This window comes from Arthrobacter sp. SPT-J7 (assembly GCF_059089965.1).
Genome location: NZ_JBNHFF010000383.1, coordinates 1 through 1,872, shown reverse-complemented (window position 1 = coordinate 1,872; position 1,872 = coordinate 1). Strand labels below are relative to the sequence as shown.

Below are 1,872 nucleotides of genomic sequence, written 5' to 3'. Positions count from 1 at the left end.
CCAGCTTCACAGGAGCCCGACGTCGACGCCTTGGACTCGTATTCCCGGACAGTGATGCGCGTGGCCGCCACAGTTACACCCCACGTTGCTGCCTTGGAAATGTCTGCGGCCCGCCGGAACGGACGGGTCCGTGTCGGTGCCGGTTCCGCGGTCCTCTTCACCGAGGACGGCTACCTGCTCACGAACGCCCACGTCGTGGCCGGAACACAGCGGGGGCACGCAGTCTTCGCCGATGGCAACCGGATGGAGTTGGAACTTGTGGGCGCGGACCCGCTGTCGGACCTTGCGGTGGTGCATGGAAGGCCGCCGCGGGTGGCGCCGGCACAGTTCGGTGCTGCTGAGTCCTTGCGGGTTGGCCAGTTGGTGGTCGCCGTCGGGAACCCCCTGGGCCTGGCCGGTTCGGTGACTGCGGGAGTGGTCAGCGGCCTGGGGCGTGCTATCCCGGTATGGTCCGGGGGCAACCGGCGGGTCATTGAGGACGTCATCCAGACGGACGCCGCCCTCAACCCGGGAAGTTCCGGCGGAGCGCTGGCGGATACGCACAGCCGGATCGTTGGAATCAACACCGCCGTAGCAGGGGCCGGACTCGGCCTGGCCATTCCCATCAATGCCACCACCCAGCGGATCATCTCGGCCCTGCTGGCGGACGGACGGGTACGGCGGGCCTACCTTGGCCTGGTCAGCACGCCGACGCAACTCAGCCCCAGCGCCGTCATAAGAACGGGCCAGCGGGAGGCGCTGCGCGTGGTGGAGGTGCTCGCCGGCTCTCCGGCAGACAAGGCAGGCCTGGCAGCGGGGGACATCCTCCTCGCCGCCGGCGGCCGCCCCGTCAGCGACGCCGAAAGCCTCCAGCGCCTGCTCTTCTCGGACGCCATCGGCGAATCGCTCCAGCTTGCCGTGCTGCGGGACGGAAAGGAAATCCACCTTACGGCCGTTCCCGAAGAGATGGTCAGCAACGGAAAGTAGGCGGAGACGGCAGACGCCGCCCCACCCGCAAAAGAGGGGGCCTAGCCCTGGCCCGGCACGTCCGCGATGCCCACAAAACGGGTGCCGACGCCGTCGAACTCGCTGCGGACATAGCCCTCGCGAACGCGGGGAACGTCTTCGGGGTTGTGGTGGCCGCACACCACGTAGGTAAAGTCCGGCCACCATTTCTTGGGGCGCGCTGCTTCCTCGTAGCCGCAGACGGCGCACTCGAGGTGGACCCAGACGGGCCGTTTTCCCGTGCGGTTGGCGCGGGACTGGACCAGCCAGGCCGGCGGGTTGTCCAGGATCTCACCCAGCTCTGCCTCGGTCATCCACTTTGGAAGGCCGTGGCGCTGGGCCATTTCCATCGGTACATCAAGGGCAATGGCCGCGTCGCGTCTGCTAATCATCACCATCCACAATACGGGAGCCGGCCAAATCGCCCTCGCGGCTAAGAAGCGACCGCAATGCCCGCCGCTGCGGCCGCGAAGCCGAGGACAAGGTTGGCCGCCAGATTCAGTACGGCGGAGCCGAACCGTGCTTCAGTCAACAACCGCACCGTTGCCGTGGTCCATGAACTGAAGGTGGTGAGTCCGCCTGCCAGCCCCGTTGCCAGTGCGGCTTCCCATTCCGGGGCCAGCCCCAGCTTCATGGCCATGGCGTGCGAGATGCCAATGATGAGGCAGCCCGCGACGTTCACCAGCAGCGTCGCCCAAGGCCAGTGCAGCCGCGCCTTGTGCCCCCACCCGCGCGGCGAACTGCCACCGGAGCCGGCCGATCGGATGGACGTGTGATGCGCGAACCAGCTGTCCGCGCCGAAGCGAAGAAGCGCGCCGGCGACGCCGAACAGGCCCACCAGGGCAGCAGCCATCACGCCCTGTGGCCCTCGCCGGCGTCACGGCAACC

The 1,872-nt window shown here is 68.1% G+C and carries 3 protein-coding genes; 1 reads left to right on the top strand and 2 read right to left on the bottom strand.

Annotated elements, in window-relative coordinates; translation table 11 throughout:
* The first annotated feature begins 30 nt into the window (after nucleotides 1-30).
* Nucleotides 31-966, top strand: a complete 936-nt coding sequence (locus tag AC5RWX_RS32860) for a S1C family serine protease (protein WP_494100355.1) — start codon at nucleotides 31-33, stop codon at nucleotides 964-966.
* A 41-nt stretch (nucleotides 967-1,007) separates the two neighbouring features.
* On the opposite strand, the gene AC5RWX_RS32855 is transcribed toward AC5RWX_RS32860, so the two are convergent.
* Both AC5RWX_RS32855 and AC5RWX_RS32850 read right to left on the bottom strand, forming a co-directional pair.
* Nucleotides 1,008-1,376, bottom strand: a complete 369-nt coding sequence (locus AC5RWX_RS32855; RefSeq protein ID WP_494100354.1) for a hypothetical protein — start codon at nucleotides 1,374-1,376, stop codon at nucleotides 1,008-1,010.
* 41 nt (nucleotides 1,377-1,417) lie between these two features.
* Nucleotides 1,418-1,837: a FluC/FEX family fluoride channel gene (locus tag AC5RWX_RS32850; RefSeq protein WP_494100353.1), complete on the bottom strand. Its 420-nt coding sequence runs from the start codon at nucleotides 1,835-1,837 to the stop codon at nucleotides 1,418-1,420.
* Nucleotides 1,838-1,872 lie beyond the last annotated feature (35 nt).

What these genes read in the sequence shown, in the direction of transcription:
- AC5RWX_RS32855 (WP_494100354.1), bottom strand. Translation starts at nt 1,376, where the DNA reads ATGATTAGCAGACGCGACGCGGCCATTGCCCTTGATGTACCGATGGAA.
- AC5RWX_RS32850 (WP_494100353.1), bottom strand. Translation starts at nt 1,837, where the DNA reads ATGGCTGCTGCCCTGGTGGGCCTGTTCGGCGTCGCCGGCGCGCTTCTT.